This is a genomic window from Aeromonas sp. 96A (genome assembly GCF_051919165.1).
Lineage (GTDB): Bacteria > Pseudomonadota > Gammaproteobacteria > Enterobacterales > Aeromonadaceae > Aeromonas > Aeromonas veronii.
In genome coordinates, this window is the sequence record NZ_JBQBFE010000001.1 from 1,508,894 (window position 1) to 1,523,843 (window position 14,950).

Consider the following 14,950-nt stretch of genomic DNA (forward strand, 5'->3'; position numbering starts at 1 on the left):
CCTGGGGTCATTCACGTTCCGGGTGACAGCATGTATCGGGTGACGCCAGCGCCGTCGCAGGTGGAGATGCGGCCGGGTGGCAGGTCGGGCGGCGATGGTACAGTGATCATCGTCACAGAAAAAGCGGTAAAACGATTGGCCGGAGTAACTTTTTCAACTTGTTCACACAACGAAACAGGGCCAGCGTGAAGCTGGCCCTGTTTCAATCCGTACTTGAGTACTCAGATGATTACTTGAGGCGCTTGCCGCTCGCGTCCACCACCTGCTCGCCATCCTCCTTGGCGAAGGCCCCTTTTTGCTGATCGGGCAGAATATCGAGCACCACTTCCGACGGGCGGCACAGCTTGGTGCCAAGCGGCGTGACGACGATGGGGCGGTTGATGAGGATGGGGTGAGCCAGCATGGCATCGATCAGTTCATCATCGCTGAAACGATCTTCCGCAAGCCCGAGCGCCTCGTAGGGTGGCACGTTCTTGCGCAGCAGATCGCGCACCGGCATGGCCATGGCGGCGATCAGCGCCACCAGCTGGTCACGGGAGGGGGGCGTCTCCAGATAGTGGATGACAGTGGGCTCCACGCCGCTGTTGCGGATCAGCTCCAGGGTATTGCGGGAGGTACCACATTCCGGGTTGTGATAGATGGTGATTGCACTCATTTGCGTGTCTCTCATTAATCAAGTGAATAGAAAATGGATAGCATCAGTTCGCGGCCATCTGTTAACGGTCATCAGTTAGCGGCTTAGCCCTGCTTCGTACCAGGGTTTGCTAGCGTTAACCACCCGCACCACCAGCAGCATGACCGGCACCTCGATCAGCACTCCGACCACGGTGGCGAGCGCCGCGCCGGAGTGAAAGCCGAACAGGCTGATGGCGGCGGCCACCGCCAGCTCGAAGAAGTTGGAGGCACCGATCAGGGCGGAAGGACAGGCGACCGAGTGCTTCTCTCCCACCTTGCGGTTGAGCCAGTAAGCCAGCCCGGAGTTGAACAGCACCTGGATCAGGATGGGCACCGCCAACAGGGCGATAACCAGCGGCTGCTCAATGATGGCGTTGCCCTGAAAGGCAAACAGCAGCACCAGAGTGAGCAGCAGAGCCGCCACCGACCAGGGCTGGATGCGGGTCATGACGCCGTCAAAATGGGCCTCTCCCTTTTTCAGCAAGGCCTTGCGCAGCAGCTGGGCGATGATCACCGGGATGACGATATAGAGCACCACAGAGGTAAGCAGGGTATCCCACGGCACTATGATGCTGGAGACCCCGAGCAGCAGCGCCACCAGCGGCGCGAAGGCAAACACCATGATGAGGTCGTTCACCGCCACCTGCGACAGGGTGAAGTAGGGATCGCCGTTGGTGAGGCGACTCCAGACAAACACCATGGCGGTGCAGGGAGCCGCCGCCAGCAGGATCAGGCCCGCTACGTAACTGTCGAGCTGATCAGCCGGCAGCCAGTCGGCAAACAGCACGCGGATAAAGAGCCAGCCGAGGAAGGCCATGGAGAAGGGTTTGACCAGCCAGTTGATAAAGAGGGTGACCCCAATCCCCTTGAGATGCCCCTTCACCTGATGCAGGGCGCCAAAGTCGATCTTGAGCAGCATGGGAATGATCATCACCCAGATCAGCAGCCCCACCGGCAGGTTGACCTTGGCCACCTCCATGGCGCCGATCGCCTTGAAGAGATCCGGCAACCCCTGCCCGAGCCCGATCCCCACCAGAATGCAGAGGGCGACCCAGGCGGTCAGATAACGTTCAAAAAAGCCGATGGCAGGCACGGCCTTGGCATCACATGTTGCAGACATCACAGCTCCCGATGCGGCGCAATTCCGCATCTTCTATTGGTTCAAAACACGGGTTTATAACAAGTAACGGCATATTCAAGCCGCCCCGGCTGCTGGCCGGGGCGGCGACTCAATGGTGCTGGCAGAGGCGGCCTAGGGCATCGGGCCCCACCGGCTCCTCGGCGAGCAGCGGCACCACGGCGTAGCGGCTGGCGTGTTGCTGCTCGACCGCCTCAATATGGGGCAACTGGCACTCGGCCCGCAGTTGCAGCAGCGGCGAGCTGACCGCGGCTTGCTGCAAGCTGTGGTTGATGAGCCAGCCCCAGGGCTCGATGCCCGCACGGCGCAGATCGGATTGCAGATTGGCCGCCTCCTGCACTGGCGTGGGCTCGGGTAGGGTCACAATCAACACCTTGGTCTGTTTGGGATCCTGCAACTGCATCATGGGGGTGGTGAAGTGCAGCCCCTTGTTTCCCATCTGGCGAGCGATCTCCCTGTGGTAGGCGCCGGTGGCGTCGAGCAGCAGCAGGGTGTGGCCAGTGGGGGCAGTATCCATCACCACGAAGCGCTTGCCCGCCTCGCGAATAATGCGCGAGAAAGCCTGAAACACGGCAATCTCCTCGGTACAGGGGGAGCGCAAGTCCTCCTCCAGCAGTGCCCGCCCCTGCTCGTCCAGGGCCGCCCCCTTGGTGGCCAGCACCTGGGCGCGGTAACGCTCGGTCTCGGCGTGGGGATCGATGCGGCTCACCTCCAGATGGGGCAAGCTACCTGCCAGCGTCTCGCTCAGGTGTGCGGCGGGATCCGAGGTGGTGAGGTGCACCGGCAAGCCGCGGCTCGCCAGCTCCACCGCCACGGCGGCAGCCAGAGTGGTTTTGCCCACCCCGCCCTTGCCCATCAGCATGATGAGGCCGTGACCGTCGGCGGCCAGCTCGTCTACCAACGAACTCAACTCGGGCCGAGCTGGCAGATGAGCTGACGTTGCCAGTGATACCTGCGCACCAGCATCCTGTGGTTGCAGCAACAGCCGCAAACTATCGACCCCCACCAGATTGGTGGCCAGCAGCGGGATATGATCCTGCGCCAGCCCCTTTATCCCTTGCGGCATCTGGGCAAGAGCCTGTTGCTCGCGCTGCCAGAGCGCCATTGCCAGCGGATCTCCGGCAATGGCGCCTTCGGGGAAGAGGCCATTGATCACCAGTTGCTGGTTCAACAAGCCGATGGCGGCCAGCTCCTCGTGGGTGCGAGCCACTTCCCGCAGAGTGGATTGCTGGGCCCGCGCCACCAGCACCAGCCTGGTGCGAGCAGCATCAGCCAGCGCAGCGACCGCCTCTGCATACTGGCTGCGCTGCTTCTCCAGCCCCGCCAGCGGGCCCAGGCAGGAGGCATCCCCCTTGCCCTGCTCCAGAAATTCGCTCCAGGCGCCCGGCAATTGCAGCAGCCGGATGGTGTGGCCGGTTGGGGCCGTATCAAAGACGATATGGTCATACTCGGCCAGCAGCGTTTGGTCGGTCAGCAGCGCAGTGAATTCGTCAAAGGCGGCGATCTCGGTGGTGCAGGCGCCGGAGAGCTGCTCCTCGATGCTGCGCACCACGCTCTCGGGCAACTTGCCGCGCACCGGCCCGACGATCCGCTCCCGATAAGCTTTGGCCGCCGCGGGGGGATCTATCTCCAGCGCCGACAAACCGGGCACAGCGGCGATGGCGGTGACGCGATTGCCGATCTCGGTGGCAAACACCTGCCCCACGTTGGAGGCAGGGTCGGTGCTGACCAGCAGTACGCGCTTGCCAATATCACAAAGAGCCACCGCACTGGCGCAGGCCAGCGAGGTCTTGCCCACCCCGCCCTTACCGGTGAAAAAGAGAAACGGCGGTGGATTGGTCAGAAAATGGTACATAGCCTCTCCCGAATGGTGCGTCACGACTCAGCAGCAACCGCTGCCAGAGCAGCAGCCGCCCTTGACGATCCCCTTGATGGCCGCTTGCGGCGCAGGCAGCCCGGCATAACGGGCCAGCTCGCTGCGGTTCGGGTAACGGCCGGTCAACACCACCAGCCCCTCTACCAGCACCAGTGGCAACCCCTCCTCCCCGGCGTGAGTCAGAAAAGCGCTGACGGCAGGCGTCTCGGCAAACTGCATCGGCTGCTGGGCCAGATTGAAACGCTCGATGGCAACTCCCTGCTCCTTGGCCCAGGCAAGGTCGGCTGCGAAGGTGACCAGTGCCTGATCAACCTCGGTACCGCAGACACCGCTGGAGCAGCAGAGGGCGGGATCAAAAATCTGAATGGAGGACATGGCATTACTCCTTGTTGCAGCAGGGCTGCGCAGGCAGAACATGGGGGGAGCAGGCTGACTCGGCACGCATCACGCCGCACGCCTCGGGATGACCGGCGCAGCACTCCTCGGTGAGGTAGGCGATCACATCCAGCATCAGGGGAATATTGGCGCGGTAGCGCAGAAAGCGCCCCTCCTGCTCCACCGACAGCAGACCGGTGTTGAGCATCGCCTTGAGGTGAAACGAGAGGGTATTGGGGGCAATATCGAGCTCGCTGGCCAGTTCACCGGCGACCCGCCCCTCCAGCCCGGCCTTCACCAGCCGCCGCCATACATCGAGCCGGATGCCGGATGCCAGCGATTCAAAGACCTTGGTGGCCATCTCTTTGTTCATCTTCACTCCCCTTGGTGCGACTTTTCATTTCAACTATACAAGAATTATTGAAATGATCAAGATACGTACCAAACCGAAGATACGAGATTCTGGTATCAAACCGGGCTGACTGGAGAATCGACGAGTGAACAACAGTAGCGGACGACCACGCAGGGTTCCGCAGATAAACAGACGCCCTCCAGAGGGAGGGCGTATCAGAGCGTTTGACCCGCCAGCACAGTCAGCGCTGTCGGGGCAATCAGACAAACGCGTGCCTTATTTGGCAGCAGGCACAGCGTTGAAGGTGAGCAGGGCCGCCTTGTTGGCATCGCTCAGGGTCAACTGGTTGCCGTTGATGGAGTAGGTTGCCACCTTCTCCAGCTTTTGCAGGAACTCGGTCTCTTTGTTCATGGCGTCGCCGATGCACATCATGCGAGTGGAGCCCATGGCGCCCAGCGTCAAGACACCGTCACCCTGCTTGGTGATGCCGCCAAAATAGCGGTTGCAGCCGCCCTTGCCCGCCACCTTGCCGTCGACCACTTGCAGGGTGAAGGTATCGCCGGTGGCGCCTTGCAGCTGCCAGCTGGATGCTTGCAGTTGAGCCATGCTGGAACCCGTTGCCATTGCGCAGCCTCCCAGTGCCAGCGCGGCCAGCAGAGTCAGTTTCTTGTTCATGGATTCACCTCTTAATGATTAGAGCCATCAATACGGCAGCCTGTTTAACATGGCTGGCGCCCATGCCAAAGGATTTTATTGTGATCTCGCTTCACTTTACTACCAGCTGGCATGTGCCATGCTTAGGCTCAGTTCCGGACCCAGGGAGGGGAAACGAATGGTCAAATCGCTCATCATCACACTGCTTGCAACCTGCGCCAGCATGGCCGTACAGGCCGCCGACTGGGCAGTGGTTCAGCCGCAATCCAACCCGTCTCTCTATGTCAAAAGTTACTCGGGTGTGCTGCTCAATGGCCATAGCCATCACAGCGACAGTTTTGATCTCTGGCTGGTCAATAGCGGCTATCAATATCCGGTGGTGGATGATGTGACCCTCTTTATGGAAGCGGGCCCGGCGGTAGCGGATCAGAATCGCACATCCGGTTTCAATATGAGTTCGGGGGTACGCTACCAGCTCTCTCCGGCATTCAATATCGGCAGCCAGATCAAACATCTCGATCTCAACAAGGCCAGCACCCTGCTGGAGCTCAACTACAGCCTGCTGCTGACCCCCAGACTCTCCCTCACCGCCAACTACGGCGTCAGCGCCATCACTGCCGATCAGGCACTGAGTCTGGGCGTCGGCTTCAATTTCTGATGATCACAACAGCGGCGTGGCGCTCACCACCACGCCGTTGCGATCCGCATAGACATAATCCCCTTCGTGGATGGTCACCCCGGCAAAGCTGACCACGGCCCCCAGCTCTCCCAATCCCCGCTTCTCGGTCTTGACCGGACAGGCCGCCAGCGCCTTGACCCCGAGCGCCAATGTCGCCAGGGTGCCCACATCCCGCGCCGCGCCGTGGATCAGGATCCCCTCCCACCCCTGCTCCACCGCCTTGACCGCCAACTGATCGCCAAGCAGCGCACGGCGCAGCGAGCCGCCGCCGTCGATCACCATCACCTTGCCGTGACCGGGGCGGGTCACCAGATCCCGCACCAGACTGTTGTCTTCATAACAGGAGAGCGTTACGGCGCGACCATAAAAGAGGGCCTTGCCGCCAAAATCCTGAAACACCGGGTCGGCCACTTGCAGCAAGTCGCCATGTTGATCGCAGAGGTCGGGCAGGAGATCCAGCATGATTTGATTCCTTTCAGATACATGAAGGTGTTCATTCTTTCATCAGGCAAGGTTTCTGGCAATCCAGAAGGATTCAATATTGCCCAGACAAACTGCTGATTTATCCATCAATACTGGTGTCAGCCAGAGCTGGCCATCCTCCACCCAGTAGATGGCATTCTGGCCAAAACGGGCAGCCAGCTGACGGGCTTGTGGCAGGGATAGCGCCACCGCCAGCGATGACTCCTGCCAGCGTTCGTCCGGGTCAGATCCCCAAAATGGCCCCACCACGGGCACCTGCAAATCCACGGTCAGATGGCGCCACAGCGCCCGTTCCCGCCGTACATTGCGTCGTTCTGTGACCCACTGGCTGGCCGGATTCCAGGCTGTGATGATGGCAAAAGCAGACCAATCTGGTGGCTCAAATGGCGCGATAAAGCAGATTTTCTTGTAGTTTTCCCACAAATTCATGTCAATCACATGTTACATTCCATTACATTTTGTAGGGGCGAAAACCCGGTTCAGGCCAAGTATGATGCTGCTGTACCAGGGTTTGACCTATATCAAATCAGAGTTAAAAAGTTGCTATCTGACGGCAAAGAGTGTTGTTATGCTCCTGTTAACTGATAAAATGCGGCCACTTTCGTAATGGACGACCTTTCCAGGCTCTGCTCGACCAGACTTGTCGGGAACCTATAAGTGGCACAGGGATACTTGCCGGTACTGATGCCTAATTCGCGATATTCCGACCTGACTCTCATACCCAGGATGACGTAATAAATTTTCAGGATCAGTCAGGAAATCGGTTTGAAACGCCAAAGAGTGTTAAATTTAAGATAATTAACTGATAAGAATCTGGGAATACTCATGCAAACACCACACATTCTGATCGTCGAAGACGAGCTGGTCACACGCAATACCCTGAAAAGCATTTTTGAAGCCGAAGGCTACATCGTGCTCGAAGCCAACAACGGCGACGAAATGCATCAAGCCCTCACTTCCCACACCATCAATCTGGTGATCATGGACATCAACCTGCCGGGCAAGAACGGCCTGCTGCTGGCCCGTGAACTGCGTGAGAACGACAACATCGCTCTGATGTTCCTGACCGGTCGTGACAACGAAGTGGACAAGATCTTGGGTCTGGAGATCGGCGCCGATGATTACATCACCAAGCCGTTCAACCCGCGCGAACTGACCATCCGTGCCCGCAACCTGCTGAGCCGCACCATGAACGTAGCAGCCGGTGGCGAAGAGAAGAAACTGGTTGAGCGCTACCTGTTCAACGGCTGGGCGCTGGATATCAACAGCCGCGCCCTGGTCAGCCCCACTGGCGACATGTTCAAGCTGCCGCGCTCCGAGTTCCGCGCCATGCTGCACTTCTGCGAAAACCCGGGCCAGATCCAGACCCGTGCCGAGCTGCTGAAGAAGATGACCGGCCGTGAGCTCAAGCCCCACGACCGTACCGTCGATGTGACCATCCGTCGCATTCGCAAGCACTTCGAAAGCGTCAACGATACTCCGGAGATCATCGCCACCATCCACGGCGAAGGCTACCGTTTCTGTGGTGAGCTGGAGCAGGAATAAGCTCCCGCGACGCTGTTGATCTGAAAAGGCGCCTCGGGCGCCTTTTCTGTCTCTGCGGTTTGCCTTAAAGCTGAGAAACCGTGAGCGTGACGTTGAACGGTGCACAGGATAGATGAAAAACAAAAAGCCCACTCGCAGGAGTGGGCTTTTTGTTTTGAAGCTGGAGCGGGCAGCGGGAATCGAACCCGCATCATCAGCTTGGAAGGCTGAGGTAATAGCCATTATACGATGCCCGCCTGGCATCTGAAATTTGGAGCGGGTGATGGGAATCGAACCCACGTATGCAGCTTGGGAAGCTACCGTTCTACCATTGAACTACACCCGCGTCAGGGCTCCTACTATATGCATTTTGCCGCCGAGCGCAATGGCGCCTTTGCCACTTTTTTCAATAAATCAATCTGTTCGGACAAGGATTGAACAGACGGTTGCTTTTTCAATCAAACATTTTCAACACAGATAATTTACAAGGTTGCCAAGGCCAAACGGCAAGGATAGTCTTGCGCCACTCGACGCGAGGATGGTGGTAATGGATAAAAAAACGCAAAAACGTCTCTATGGCTGGTTGCGCAAGCAATCGAGTCACGGTCGCCGCTGGATCACGATATCCATCGCTTTTGGCCTTGGTCAGGGCATTCTGATGGTGGCGCAAGCCTGGCTGCTGGCGACCCTGTTGCACGGCTTTATCATCGAAGGCTCAACGCCTGAGCAATCCATCACGCTCTTTATTACCCTGCTGCTGGTGACGCTTGGCAAAGCGGCGCTGGCCTATGGCCGGGAAGTGGCCAGCTTCAAGGCGGGCAGCGCGGTGCGCCAGACCATCCGCCAGCTGGTGCTCACTCGTTTGAGTCGCCTCGGCCCTGCCTATATCCAGCGCCGTCCGGCCGGTAGCTGGGCCAGCCTGTTGCTGGAACAGATTGAAAACATGCAGGATTTCTTCTCCCGCTATCTGCCGCAGATGGCCATCGCCGTCTTTATTCCGGTGGTCATTCTGGTGGCTGTATTCCCGGTCAACTGGGCGGCAGGTCTGATCCTGCTCGGCACTGCGCCCCTCATCCCCATCTTTATGATCCTGGTGGGTGTGGGCGCCGCCGATGCCAACCGCCGCAATTTTCAGGCGCTGGCTCGTCTTTCGGGCCACTTCCTCGATCGGCTGAAGGGGCTGCGCACCCTGCAACTCTTTATGCGTACCCAGGCAGAAGGTGACGCCATTCGCGACGCCTCGGAAGATTTTCGCGAGCGCACCATGGAAGTGCTGCGCCTGGCGTTTTTGAGCACCGCCGTGCTGGAGTTCTTCGCCGCCATCTCGGTAGCGCTGGTTGCCGTCTACTTCGGCTTCTCTTATATCGACCATCTGAACTTTGGTAGCTATGGGGTCAAGGTCACCCTCTTTACCGGTCTGTTCGTGCTATTTCTCGCCCCCGAGTTCTACGCCCCGCTGCGGGAACTGGGTGCCCACTACCACGCCAAGGCGCAGGCCATCGGCGCTGCCGAGCAGCTGCTTGAATTCCTCGAAGCCGAGGTGAGCGAGCCGGCCGCAGGCACGGCGCCGTTCCATGCCGACAGCCCGGTCAAGGTAGAAGCAAAAGGCCTTGAAGTGCTGAGCGCCGAGGGCAAGGTGCTGGTCGGCCCCATCGACTTCACCCTGGAAGCCGGTTCACGTACCGCCCTCATCGGCGTCAGCGGCGCAGGCAAGAGCTCGCTGGTCAACGCCCTGCTCGGCTTTGCCCCCTATCGCGGCGAACTCAAGGTCAACGGGCAGGAGCTCGCCACCCTCGACATGAGCCAGTGGCGCCTGCAGCTGGGCTGGCTCTCGCAAAACCCGCAGCTGTTCCACGCCTCATTGCGCGACAACCTGCTGCTGGCCAAGCCAACGGCCAGCGATGCCGAGCTGGAAGATGCCCTGAAACGGGCGCAAGCGTGGGAATTTGCCATGGAGAAGGGGCTCGACTATCCGGTCGGCGATCAGGCAGGAGGCCTCTCGGTCGGTCAGGCTCAACGCCTTGCCCTGGCGCGAACCCTGCTCAAATCAACCCAGCTGATGGTGCTCGATGAGCCGACCGCCAGTCTGGATCGCCACTCCGAACGCGCCATCATGACCACCCTCGAGCAAGTGATGGCTGGCCAGACCCTGCTGATGATCACCCACCGCCTCGACCAGCTTACCAAGATGGACAAGATAATGGTGCTGGCCCGCGGCCAGCTGGTGGAGCAAGGTAGCTTCCAGCAACTTAGTTCTGGGCTGGGGCATTTTGCCCGCCTGCTCTCCCAACGTTCCGGAGGTTCTCTCGATGAGTGATCTGTTGCCATTTCTGCGCCTCTATCGCCAACACTGGCTCAGCCTCACCATTGGTTTGCTGCTGGCGCTGGTGACCCTGGCCGCAGGCATGGGGCTGCTCTCCCTCTCCGGCTGGTTCCTCTCCGCCGCCGCCGTGGCGGGGATGACCATTGCGACGACCCATGCTTTTAACTACATGACCCCTGCCGGCGGGGTGCGCTTCTTCTCCATCGTCCGTACCGCCGGTCGCTGGGGTGAGCGGGTCGTGAGCCACGACGCCACCTTCCGGGTACTGACCCGACTGCGGGTCTGGTTCTGGCAGAAACTCTCGCCGCTCTCCACCGGTACCCTGGCCGGTTTTCGTCAGGCGGATCTGCTCAACCGGCTGGTGGCCGACATCGATGCGATGGACCACGTATATCTGCGGCTGATCACCCCCATAGGCGCGGCCCTGCTCAGCATCGCCGGACTGGTCTTCTTCCTGTCGTTTTTCGACAGTCGCCTCGCCCTCACCCTGGGTGCCATTCTGCTGTTTGGCATGATTGCCCTGCCGCTGGTGTTCTACTTCCTCGGCCGTCGCCCCGGTCAGGCGCTGATTGCCGAAAAATCGACCCTGCGTACCCGGATGGTGGATTATCTGGATGGTCAGGCCGAGCTGCAGATGTTTGCCGCCGCCCCCAAGGCGCTGGTTGAGCTGCAACAAGCCGAACAGGCGCTGCTCGTCGCGCAGGCCCGGATGGCCAAAGTGAGCGGGCTGGCCAACTTCTCGGTGCAACTACTGAGCGGCTGGACCCTGACCCTGATGCTCTGGCTGGCCGGTCATGGAGTGGCGGGCGCTGCGCCCGACCCCATTACCGCGTTGATGGTCTTTGCCACCCTGGCCAGCTTCGAGGCACTGATGCCGCTGGCGGGGGCTTTCCAGCACCTCTCCACCAGCCTCACCTCGGCACGCCGCCTGAACGAGATCCTGCAAGAGGCAAAAGCCCCCGTGTGGGGCGGCGAACAGACCCATGCCACCGCTGGCACGCTGCAGATCAATGACCTCTATTTTGGCTACCCGGGCAATCCCCAGCCGGTGCTGCGTGGCTGCACCCTGCAACTGCACGCTGGGGAAAAGCTGGCCCTGCTGGGCCAGACCGGCTGCGGCAAATCGACCCTGATGGGGCTGCTGACCCGTGAGTGGAGCCCGCAGGCTGGCAAGATCCTGCTGGGTGGCAAGCCGCTCACAGACTACAGCGAAGGGGCGCTGCGCGCCTCCATCTCGGTGGTGAGCCAGCGGGTGCATCTGTTTGCCGATACCTTGCGGGGCAACCTCAAACTGGCCGCCCCGACCGCCACTGACGAGCAGCTGATTGCTGTGCTGACCCAGGTCGGACTGGCCAATCTGCTGGAAGATGAGGCGGGCCTTGACGCCTGGCTCGGTGACGGCGGCCGCCCCCTCTCCGGTGGTGAGCGTCGTCGTATCGGCATCGCCCGCGCCCTGCTGCACGATGCGCCGCTCTGGCTGCTGGACGAACCGACCGAAGGGCTCGACAGCCAGACCGAGCGGGAGATCATGGAGCTGCTGTTCCGGCTCGGGGCAGATCGCACCTTGCTGCTCATCTCCCACCGCCTGCTGGGGATGGAGCAGATGGACCGGATTGCCCTGATGGAAGAGGGACAGATCCGCCTCTGCGCCCCGCACAACAAGCTGCTGGGGGATGATTACTACCGCAGCCTCTATCAGCGGCTGGCTCCCGTTTGATATCAGCCTGATGGGGGTCACACCCTGACAACCGGGTGCAAAACGGGGCTGGTCGCCGCAGGCGGCTGGCCCCTATAATGTCCCCCTCATTATTCAACAAGATGCCGACATGGAGCGCCTGCGCATTTCTACTGTCCTCATCACCGACACAAGATACGAGACGATGAAACGCCTGATCCTGATGATGCCCCTGATTGCCTCCGGCTGTGCCAACTACGCCTTCAACAGCAATCTGGATAAAGAGAACTTCGACGAATACTTCAAACCCGGTAGCGTGCGCATCTATGAACAGGATGAGCTGGCTGACCTCAACTACCTCTACCTCGGCACCATCGAGGGTGAATCCTGCCAGGCCGATGCCAACCAGCCGGTGCCCAACGCCGGTGAAGCGCGCACCCTGGCCCGCCGCCGCGCAGCCGACATGGGGGGCAACGGCGTCACCATCGACAAGTGCGCCGAGTTCAGCGACACCCCGGGCTGCCTGAGACAGGTGATCTGCTACGGGCAGGCGCTGAAAGTGGCCGAAGAGAAGTAACCCGCTGTCATGGCCCTCGCTATCGTTCGCCTTGGCAGCCCGCGCCTGCCCGATGAGGGGCTGCGGATCGGTACGGTGCGCCGCCCGCCCCGCGGCGTACCCAAGAGCGAATTTGCCAGCCAGCATTGGTATGATGTCTGGTTTCCCAACCTGGCCCCCAGCAGCGAGACCATGAAGCTGGGGCAGACAGCCGAGACGCCCGCCCAGTGGGCGGCGTTTGGCAAACAGTACAAGGCCGAGATGGCGCAACCTGCCGCCAGGCATGATCTGGCGCTGCTGGCCGCCCTCTCCTACACCACCAACCTGTCGGTGGGCTGTTACTGCGAGCAGGAGTCCCGCTGCCATCGCAGCATTTTGAAAGAGCTGCTGGTAGCCGCTGGGGCCGCCATTCGCTAACTCGGTGAGCGACAGCGATGTGATGGGGAATCGCGTCAGCCTCTATTCGGCAACCATCAGGCATGGATAGACAGAGAGGGCATCCCGCGGGATGCCCTCTCTCGTTGTATTCACACCTGCCGCGCCACGCTCGGTAGCAGCGGCACGATGCTCCCTCTCCTATTGCAGACTGGGCTCCAGCAACAGCTGCCGTAGCGAGGTCTCCTCGGCCTCAGTCATGGCATTCGCCGCTACCCCGGCGGCAGGCTCGATGGCCAGCCAGTGGGCAAGGTCGGCGGCGGTCTCTTCCAGCGGCCGGAAATTCAACCCGTGGACGATGGCCGCCTCGGCGCTTATAGAGCCGTAACCGGCAAACTCCGCCTGCGCGCAGGGCAGCAGGGTGGGATAGCTCTGCCAGGGCTCGATACCGGCCGCAATCAGGGTCGACCAAGGCAGCCACTCGGGCTGGATGGGGCGAGTGGGCTGCAACCGGGCGCTCAGCCGCTCCAGCCAGTCACTCAAGGTAATGCCGGGTTTGATCAGGTTGAATGTGCCCCCCAACTGCTGCTCGGCCGCACGCAACACAAACTCGGCGCAGTCGCGCACATCGAGATACTGCAAGCGATCCTCGCCACTGCCCGGCAGCAACCAGGGCCCGCCCTGCTGCACCCGCTTAATCCACCAGGCCATGCGCCCGGTAGGATCATGGGGGCCGCACAGCACGCCCGGGCGCAAGATGCAGAGCCGCTCGCCCCAGCGGGCGCGATACTCCTGCTCGCACAACACCTTGAGGGGGCCATAGTCAGTGGGCATTTCCCCTTCGGGGATAGCATGCAGCGGCGCCGACTCATCCATCCCGGGCAGTGAGAAATCGCGATAGACGCTGATGGTGGAGATAAAAATGAGCCGCGCGCAGCGCCCGAGTAAAGCTGCCGAGAGGCTCGCCGCCTGCTCGGGGCGATAGCAGCAGGTATCGATGACGAGATCCCACTGCAACCCGGCCCCTTGCAGGGCGCTCAGGCTCTTGTCCCTGTCGCCGGTGAGCTGCACCAGATCGCGCCAGTCCGGATGCTGGTGCAGGCCACGGTTGAACAGAGTCACTTCATGGCCCCAATCCAGCGCCAGCGCGGTGAGGTGGCGCCCCAAAAAGCCGGTGCCACCGATAATCAGCAATTTCATCCCTCTCCCTCCCCCTTCGGCGCGAGTGCGCATATTTCATCCTGACACGCCAATGCCTCCACCCTACGCAACTCGGCGCGCGGGCACAGCCCCCGACTGGCCGGGATGGGACAGGGATCACGGCAGCGCCGCAGAAAAGGGCGTAGCGAGGCCAAGCCTGCGTTTTGGGGCCGCCTGTGCTAAATTGCCGGGGTTTTCAGTCAGGATCCGCCATGAAGTTCGAAATCGACACCCTCGGGATCATCCGCTCTCCCTACAAGGAGAAGTTCGCCATCCCCCGCCAGCCCGGTCTGGTCAAATCGGCCCGCGCCCGCCTCGAGCTGCTCCCCCCTTACGATCAGCCGGATGTGCTGCGCGGCATCGAGCAGTTCTCCCATCTGTGGCTCAGCTTCGTCTTTCACCAGACCATGGCGCAGGGCTGGCACCCGACTGTGCGCCCGCCGCGCCTTGGCGGCAACGAACGGGTCGGCGTCTTTGCCACTCGCTCCACCTTCCGCCCCAATCCGCTAGGGCTCTCTGTGGTCGAGCTGCACGGGGTCGGTCGCGAGCGGGGCAAGCTGTGGCTGGAGCTGGGGGCGGTGGATCTGCTCGATGGCACCCCCATCGTCGATATCAAGCCCTACATTCCCTATGCCGACAGCCTGCCGGATGCCCATGGTGGTTTTGCCCCCGACGCCCCCACCCCGCCGCTTTCGGTGAGCTTCAGTGCCGAGGCCGAGCAGCAGTTGCAACCCTGGCTCAAGGCCCATCCCGAGCTGCGCCAGCTGGTGAGCGAAGTGCTGGCGCAAGATCCGCGCCCCGCCTACAAGAAGGGCAAGCCCGATGAGAAGGAGTACGGGGTGCGGCTGTTTGACTGCAACGTCCGTTTTCGCATCAGCGAGCCGGATTGCGTGGTGCTGGCCATCGAGCCCGCCTGAACCTTGGCGGGCTGACATCACGGATGCTATTTCACGCCTTCTTCACGTCACAAGGGGCTTAATGAGCCTGTAAATTGTGTGGCATTGATCAGACTATCCACCCGGTTGCCAGTGATACCATGCAGACAGCAGAGGGCATCTCCTCTCT

Annotated in this window: 16 protein-coding genes and 2 tRNA genes; 7 read left to right on the forward strand and 11 right to left on the reverse strand. The window is 61.0% G+C overall.

The window, feature by feature from the left end; translation table 11 throughout:
- Window positions 1-229: 229 nt before the first annotated feature.
- From arsC to ACTG2W_RS06780, 6 genes are all read right to left on the reverse strand, one after another.
- Window positions 230-655 (reverse strand): glutaredoxin-dependent arsenate reductase, encoded by a 426-nt coding sequence (gene arsC, locus ACTG2W_RS06755; RefSeq protein WP_005338171.1) that lies wholly within the window; start codon window positions 653-655, stop codon window positions 230-232.
- 75 nt (window positions 656-730) lie between these two features.
- Entirely contained in the window at window positions 731-1,795 is a 1,065-nt protein-coding gene (gene arsB / locus ACTG2W_RS06760; protein ID WP_042080992.1) for an ACR3 family arsenite efflux transporter, read from the reverse strand.
- A gap of 109 nt (window positions 1,796-1,904) precedes the next feature.
- Complete coding sequence (gene arsA, locus ACTG2W_RS06765; RefSeq protein ID WP_421288057.1) at window positions 1,905-3,668, reverse strand: arsenical pump-driving ATPase; 1,764 nt, start codon at window positions 3,666-3,668, stop codon at window positions 1,905-1,907.
- A 27-nt stretch (window positions 3,669-3,695) separates the two neighbouring features.
- Window positions 3,696-4,064 (reverse strand): arsenite efflux transporter metallochaperone ArsD, encoded by a 369-nt coding sequence (arsD, locus tag ACTG2W_RS06770; protein ID WP_236301784.1) that lies wholly within the window; start codon window positions 4,062-4,064, stop codon window positions 3,696-3,698.
- Between the two features lie 4 nt (window positions 4,065-4,068).
- On the reverse strand, window positions 4,069-4,437 hold the full coding sequence (locus tag ACTG2W_RS06775; protein WP_440016130.1) for an ArsR/SmtB family transcription factor: 369 nt from the start codon (window positions 4,435-4,437) through the stop codon (window positions 4,069-4,071).
- A 255-nt stretch (window positions 4,438-4,692) separates the two neighbouring features.
- Window positions 4,693-5,091, reverse strand: coding sequence for an META domain-containing protein (locus tag ACTG2W_RS06780; RefSeq protein ID WP_005359119.1), 399 nt, complete (start codon window positions 5,089-5,091; stop codon window positions 4,693-4,695).
- A 157-nt stretch (window positions 5,092-5,248) separates the two neighbouring features.
- Here ACTG2W_RS06780 and ACTG2W_RS06785 point away from each other — a divergent pair, with 157 nt between their 5' ends.
- Complete coding sequence (locus tag ACTG2W_RS06785; protein WP_440016131.1) at window positions 5,249-5,728, forward strand: hypothetical protein; 480 nt, start codon at window positions 5,249-5,251, stop codon at window positions 5,726-5,728.
- Window positions 5,729-5,731: 3 nt separating this feature from the next.
- Here ACTG2W_RS06785 and ACTG2W_RS06790 read toward each other — a convergent pair whose 3' ends face one another.
- Both ACTG2W_RS06790 and ACTG2W_RS06795 read right to left on the reverse strand, forming a co-directional pair.
- Window positions 5,732-6,211, reverse strand: coding sequence for a putative 4-hydroxy-4-methyl-2-oxoglutarate aldolase (locus tag ACTG2W_RS06790; protein ID WP_118854119.1), 480 nt, complete (start codon window positions 6,209-6,211; stop codon window positions 5,732-5,734).
- Between the two features lie 42 nt (window positions 6,212-6,253).
- The gene (locus ACTG2W_RS06795; protein ID WP_440016132.1) at window positions 6,254-6,661 is read right to left on the reverse strand and encodes a DUF3293 domain-containing protein; all 408 of its coding nucleotides are present in this window, start codon (window positions 6,659-6,661) and stop codon (window positions 6,254-6,256) included.
- Between the two features lie 396 nt (window positions 6,662-7,057).
- Here ACTG2W_RS06795 and arcA point away from each other — a divergent pair, with 396 nt between their 5' ends.
- On the forward strand, window positions 7,058-7,777 hold the full coding sequence (gene arcA, locus ACTG2W_RS06800; RefSeq protein ID WP_005338193.1) for a two-component system response regulator ArcA: 720 nt from the start codon (window positions 7,058-7,060) through the stop codon (window positions 7,775-7,777).
- 161 nt (window positions 7,778-7,938) lie between these two features.
- Here arcA and ACTG2W_RS06805 read toward each other — a convergent pair.
- Window positions 7,939-8,013: transfer RNA gene (locus ACTG2W_RS06805), tRNA-Gly, on the reverse strand.
- A 15-nt stretch (window positions 8,014-8,028) separates the two neighbouring features.
- Window positions 8,029-8,102 (reverse strand) — tRNA-Gly (locus ACTG2W_RS06810).
- 201 nt (window positions 8,103-8,303) lie between these two features.
- Here ACTG2W_RS06810 and cydD point away from each other — a divergent pair.
- The 4 genes from cydD to ACTG2W_RS06830 all read left to right on the forward strand — a co-directional run bounded on the left by cydD (window position 8,304) and on the right by ACTG2W_RS06830 (window position 12,727).
- Window positions 8,304-10,073 carry a heme ABC transporter permease/ATP-binding protein CydD gene (gene cydD, locus ACTG2W_RS06815; RefSeq protein WP_106842494.1) on the forward strand — a complete coding sequence of 590 codons (1,770 nt, stop codon included), beginning with the start codon at window positions 8,304-8,306 and terminating at the stop codon, window positions 10,071-10,073.
- Window positions 10,066-11,796 (forward strand): heme ABC transporter ATP-binding protein/permease CydC, encoded by a 1,731-nt coding sequence (cydC, locus tag ACTG2W_RS06820; RefSeq protein ID WP_106842493.1) that lies wholly within the window; start codon window positions 10,066-10,068, stop codon window positions 11,794-11,796. The genes cydD and cydC overlap by 8 nt, the downstream gene beginning before the upstream one ends.
- Window positions 11,797-11,959: 163 nt before the next feature.
- A complete protein-coding gene (gene rcsF / locus ACTG2W_RS06825) occupies window positions 11,960-12,331 on the forward strand; it encodes an Rcs stress response system protein RcsF (RefSeq protein ID WP_041235016.1) in 372 nt (123 codons plus the stop codon).
- Window positions 12,332-12,340: 9 nt separating this feature from the next.
- The gene (locus tag ACTG2W_RS06830; RefSeq protein WP_106842492.1) at window positions 12,341-12,727 is read left to right on the forward strand and encodes a DUF488 domain-containing protein; all 387 of its coding nucleotides are present in this window, start codon (window positions 12,341-12,343) and stop codon (window positions 12,725-12,727) included.
- 159 nt (window positions 12,728-12,886) lie between these two features.
- Here the strand turns inward: ACTG2W_RS06830 and ACTG2W_RS06835 are convergent, their stop codons facing one another.
- On the reverse strand, window positions 12,887-13,885 hold the full coding sequence (locus tag ACTG2W_RS06835) for an NAD-dependent epimerase/dehydratase family protein (RefSeq protein WP_106842491.1): 999 nt from the start codon (window positions 13,883-13,885) through the stop codon (window positions 12,887-12,889).
- Between the two features lie 212 nt (window positions 13,886-14,097).
- Here ACTG2W_RS06835 and tsaA point away from each other — a divergent pair, with 212 nt between their 5' ends.
- Entirely contained in the window at window positions 14,098-14,802 is a 705-nt protein-coding gene (gene tsaA, locus ACTG2W_RS06840; protein WP_106842490.1) for a tRNA (N6-threonylcarbamoyladenosine(37)-N6)-methyltransferase TrmO, read from the forward strand.
- Window positions 14,803-14,950: the final 148 nt, after the last annotated feature.

Bases quoted from the DNA above. Each gene is read 5' to 3' on its own strand.
- ACTG2W_RS06830 (WP_106842492.1), top strand. From the start codon at position 12,341: ATGGCCCTCGCTATCGTTCGCCTTGGCAGCCCGCGCCTGCCCGATGAG.
- cydC (WP_106842493.1), top strand. From the start codon at position 10,066: ATGAGTGATCTGTTGCCATTTCTGCGCCTCTATCGCCAACACTGGCTC.
- ACTG2W_RS06790 (WP_118854119.1), bottom strand. From the start codon at position 6,211: ATGCTGGATCTCCTGCCCGACCTCTGCGATCAACATGGCGACTTGCTG.
- arcA (WP_005338193.1), top strand. From the start codon at position 7,058: ATGCAAACACCACACATTCTGATCGTCGAAGACGAGCTGGTCACACGC.
- cydD (WP_106842494.1), top strand. From the start codon at position 8,304: ATGGATAAAAAAACGCAAAAACGTCTCTATGGCTGGTTGCGCAAGCAA.
- ACTG2W_RS06785 (WP_440016131.1), top strand. From the start codon at position 5,249: ATGGTCAAATCGCTCATCATCACACTGCTTGCAACCTGCGCCAGCATG.
- ACTG2W_RS06795 (WP_440016132.1), bottom strand. From the start codon at position 6,661: ATGAATTTGTGGGAAAACTACAAGAAAATCTGCTTTATCGCGCCATTT.
- arsA (WP_421288057.1), bottom strand. From the start codon at position 3,668: ATGTACCATTTTCTGACCAATCCACCGCCGTTTCTCTTTTTCACCGGT.
- arsD (WP_236301784.1), bottom strand. From the start codon at position 4,064: ATGTCCTCCATTCAGATTTTTGATCCCGCCCTCTGCTGCTCCAGCGGT.
- tsaA (WP_106842490.1), top strand. From the start codon at position 14,098: ATGAAGTTCGAAATCGACACCCTCGGGATCATCCGCTCTCCCTACAAG.
- ACTG2W_RS06775 (WP_440016130.1), bottom strand. From the start codon at position 4,437: ATGAACAAAGAGATGGCCACCAAGGTCTTTGAATCGCTGGCATCCGGC.
- rcsF (WP_041235016.1), top strand. From the start codon at position 11,960: ATGAAACGCCTGATCCTGATGATGCCCCTGATTGCCTCCGGCTGTGCC.
- ACTG2W_RS06780 (WP_005359119.1), bottom strand. From the start codon at position 5,091: ATGAACAAGAAACTGACTCTGCTGGCCGCGCTGGCACTGGGAGGCTGC.
- ACTG2W_RS06835 (WP_106842491.1), bottom strand. From the start codon at position 13,885: ATGAAATTGCTGATTATCGGTGGCACCGGCTTTTTGGGGCGCCACCTC.
- arsC (WP_005338171.1), bottom strand. From the start codon at position 655: ATGAGTGCAATCACCATCTATCACAACCCGGAATGTGGTACCTCCCGC.
- arsB (WP_042080992.1), bottom strand. From the start codon at position 1,795: ATGTCTGCAACATGTGATGCCAAGGCCGTGCCTGCCATCGGCTTTTTT.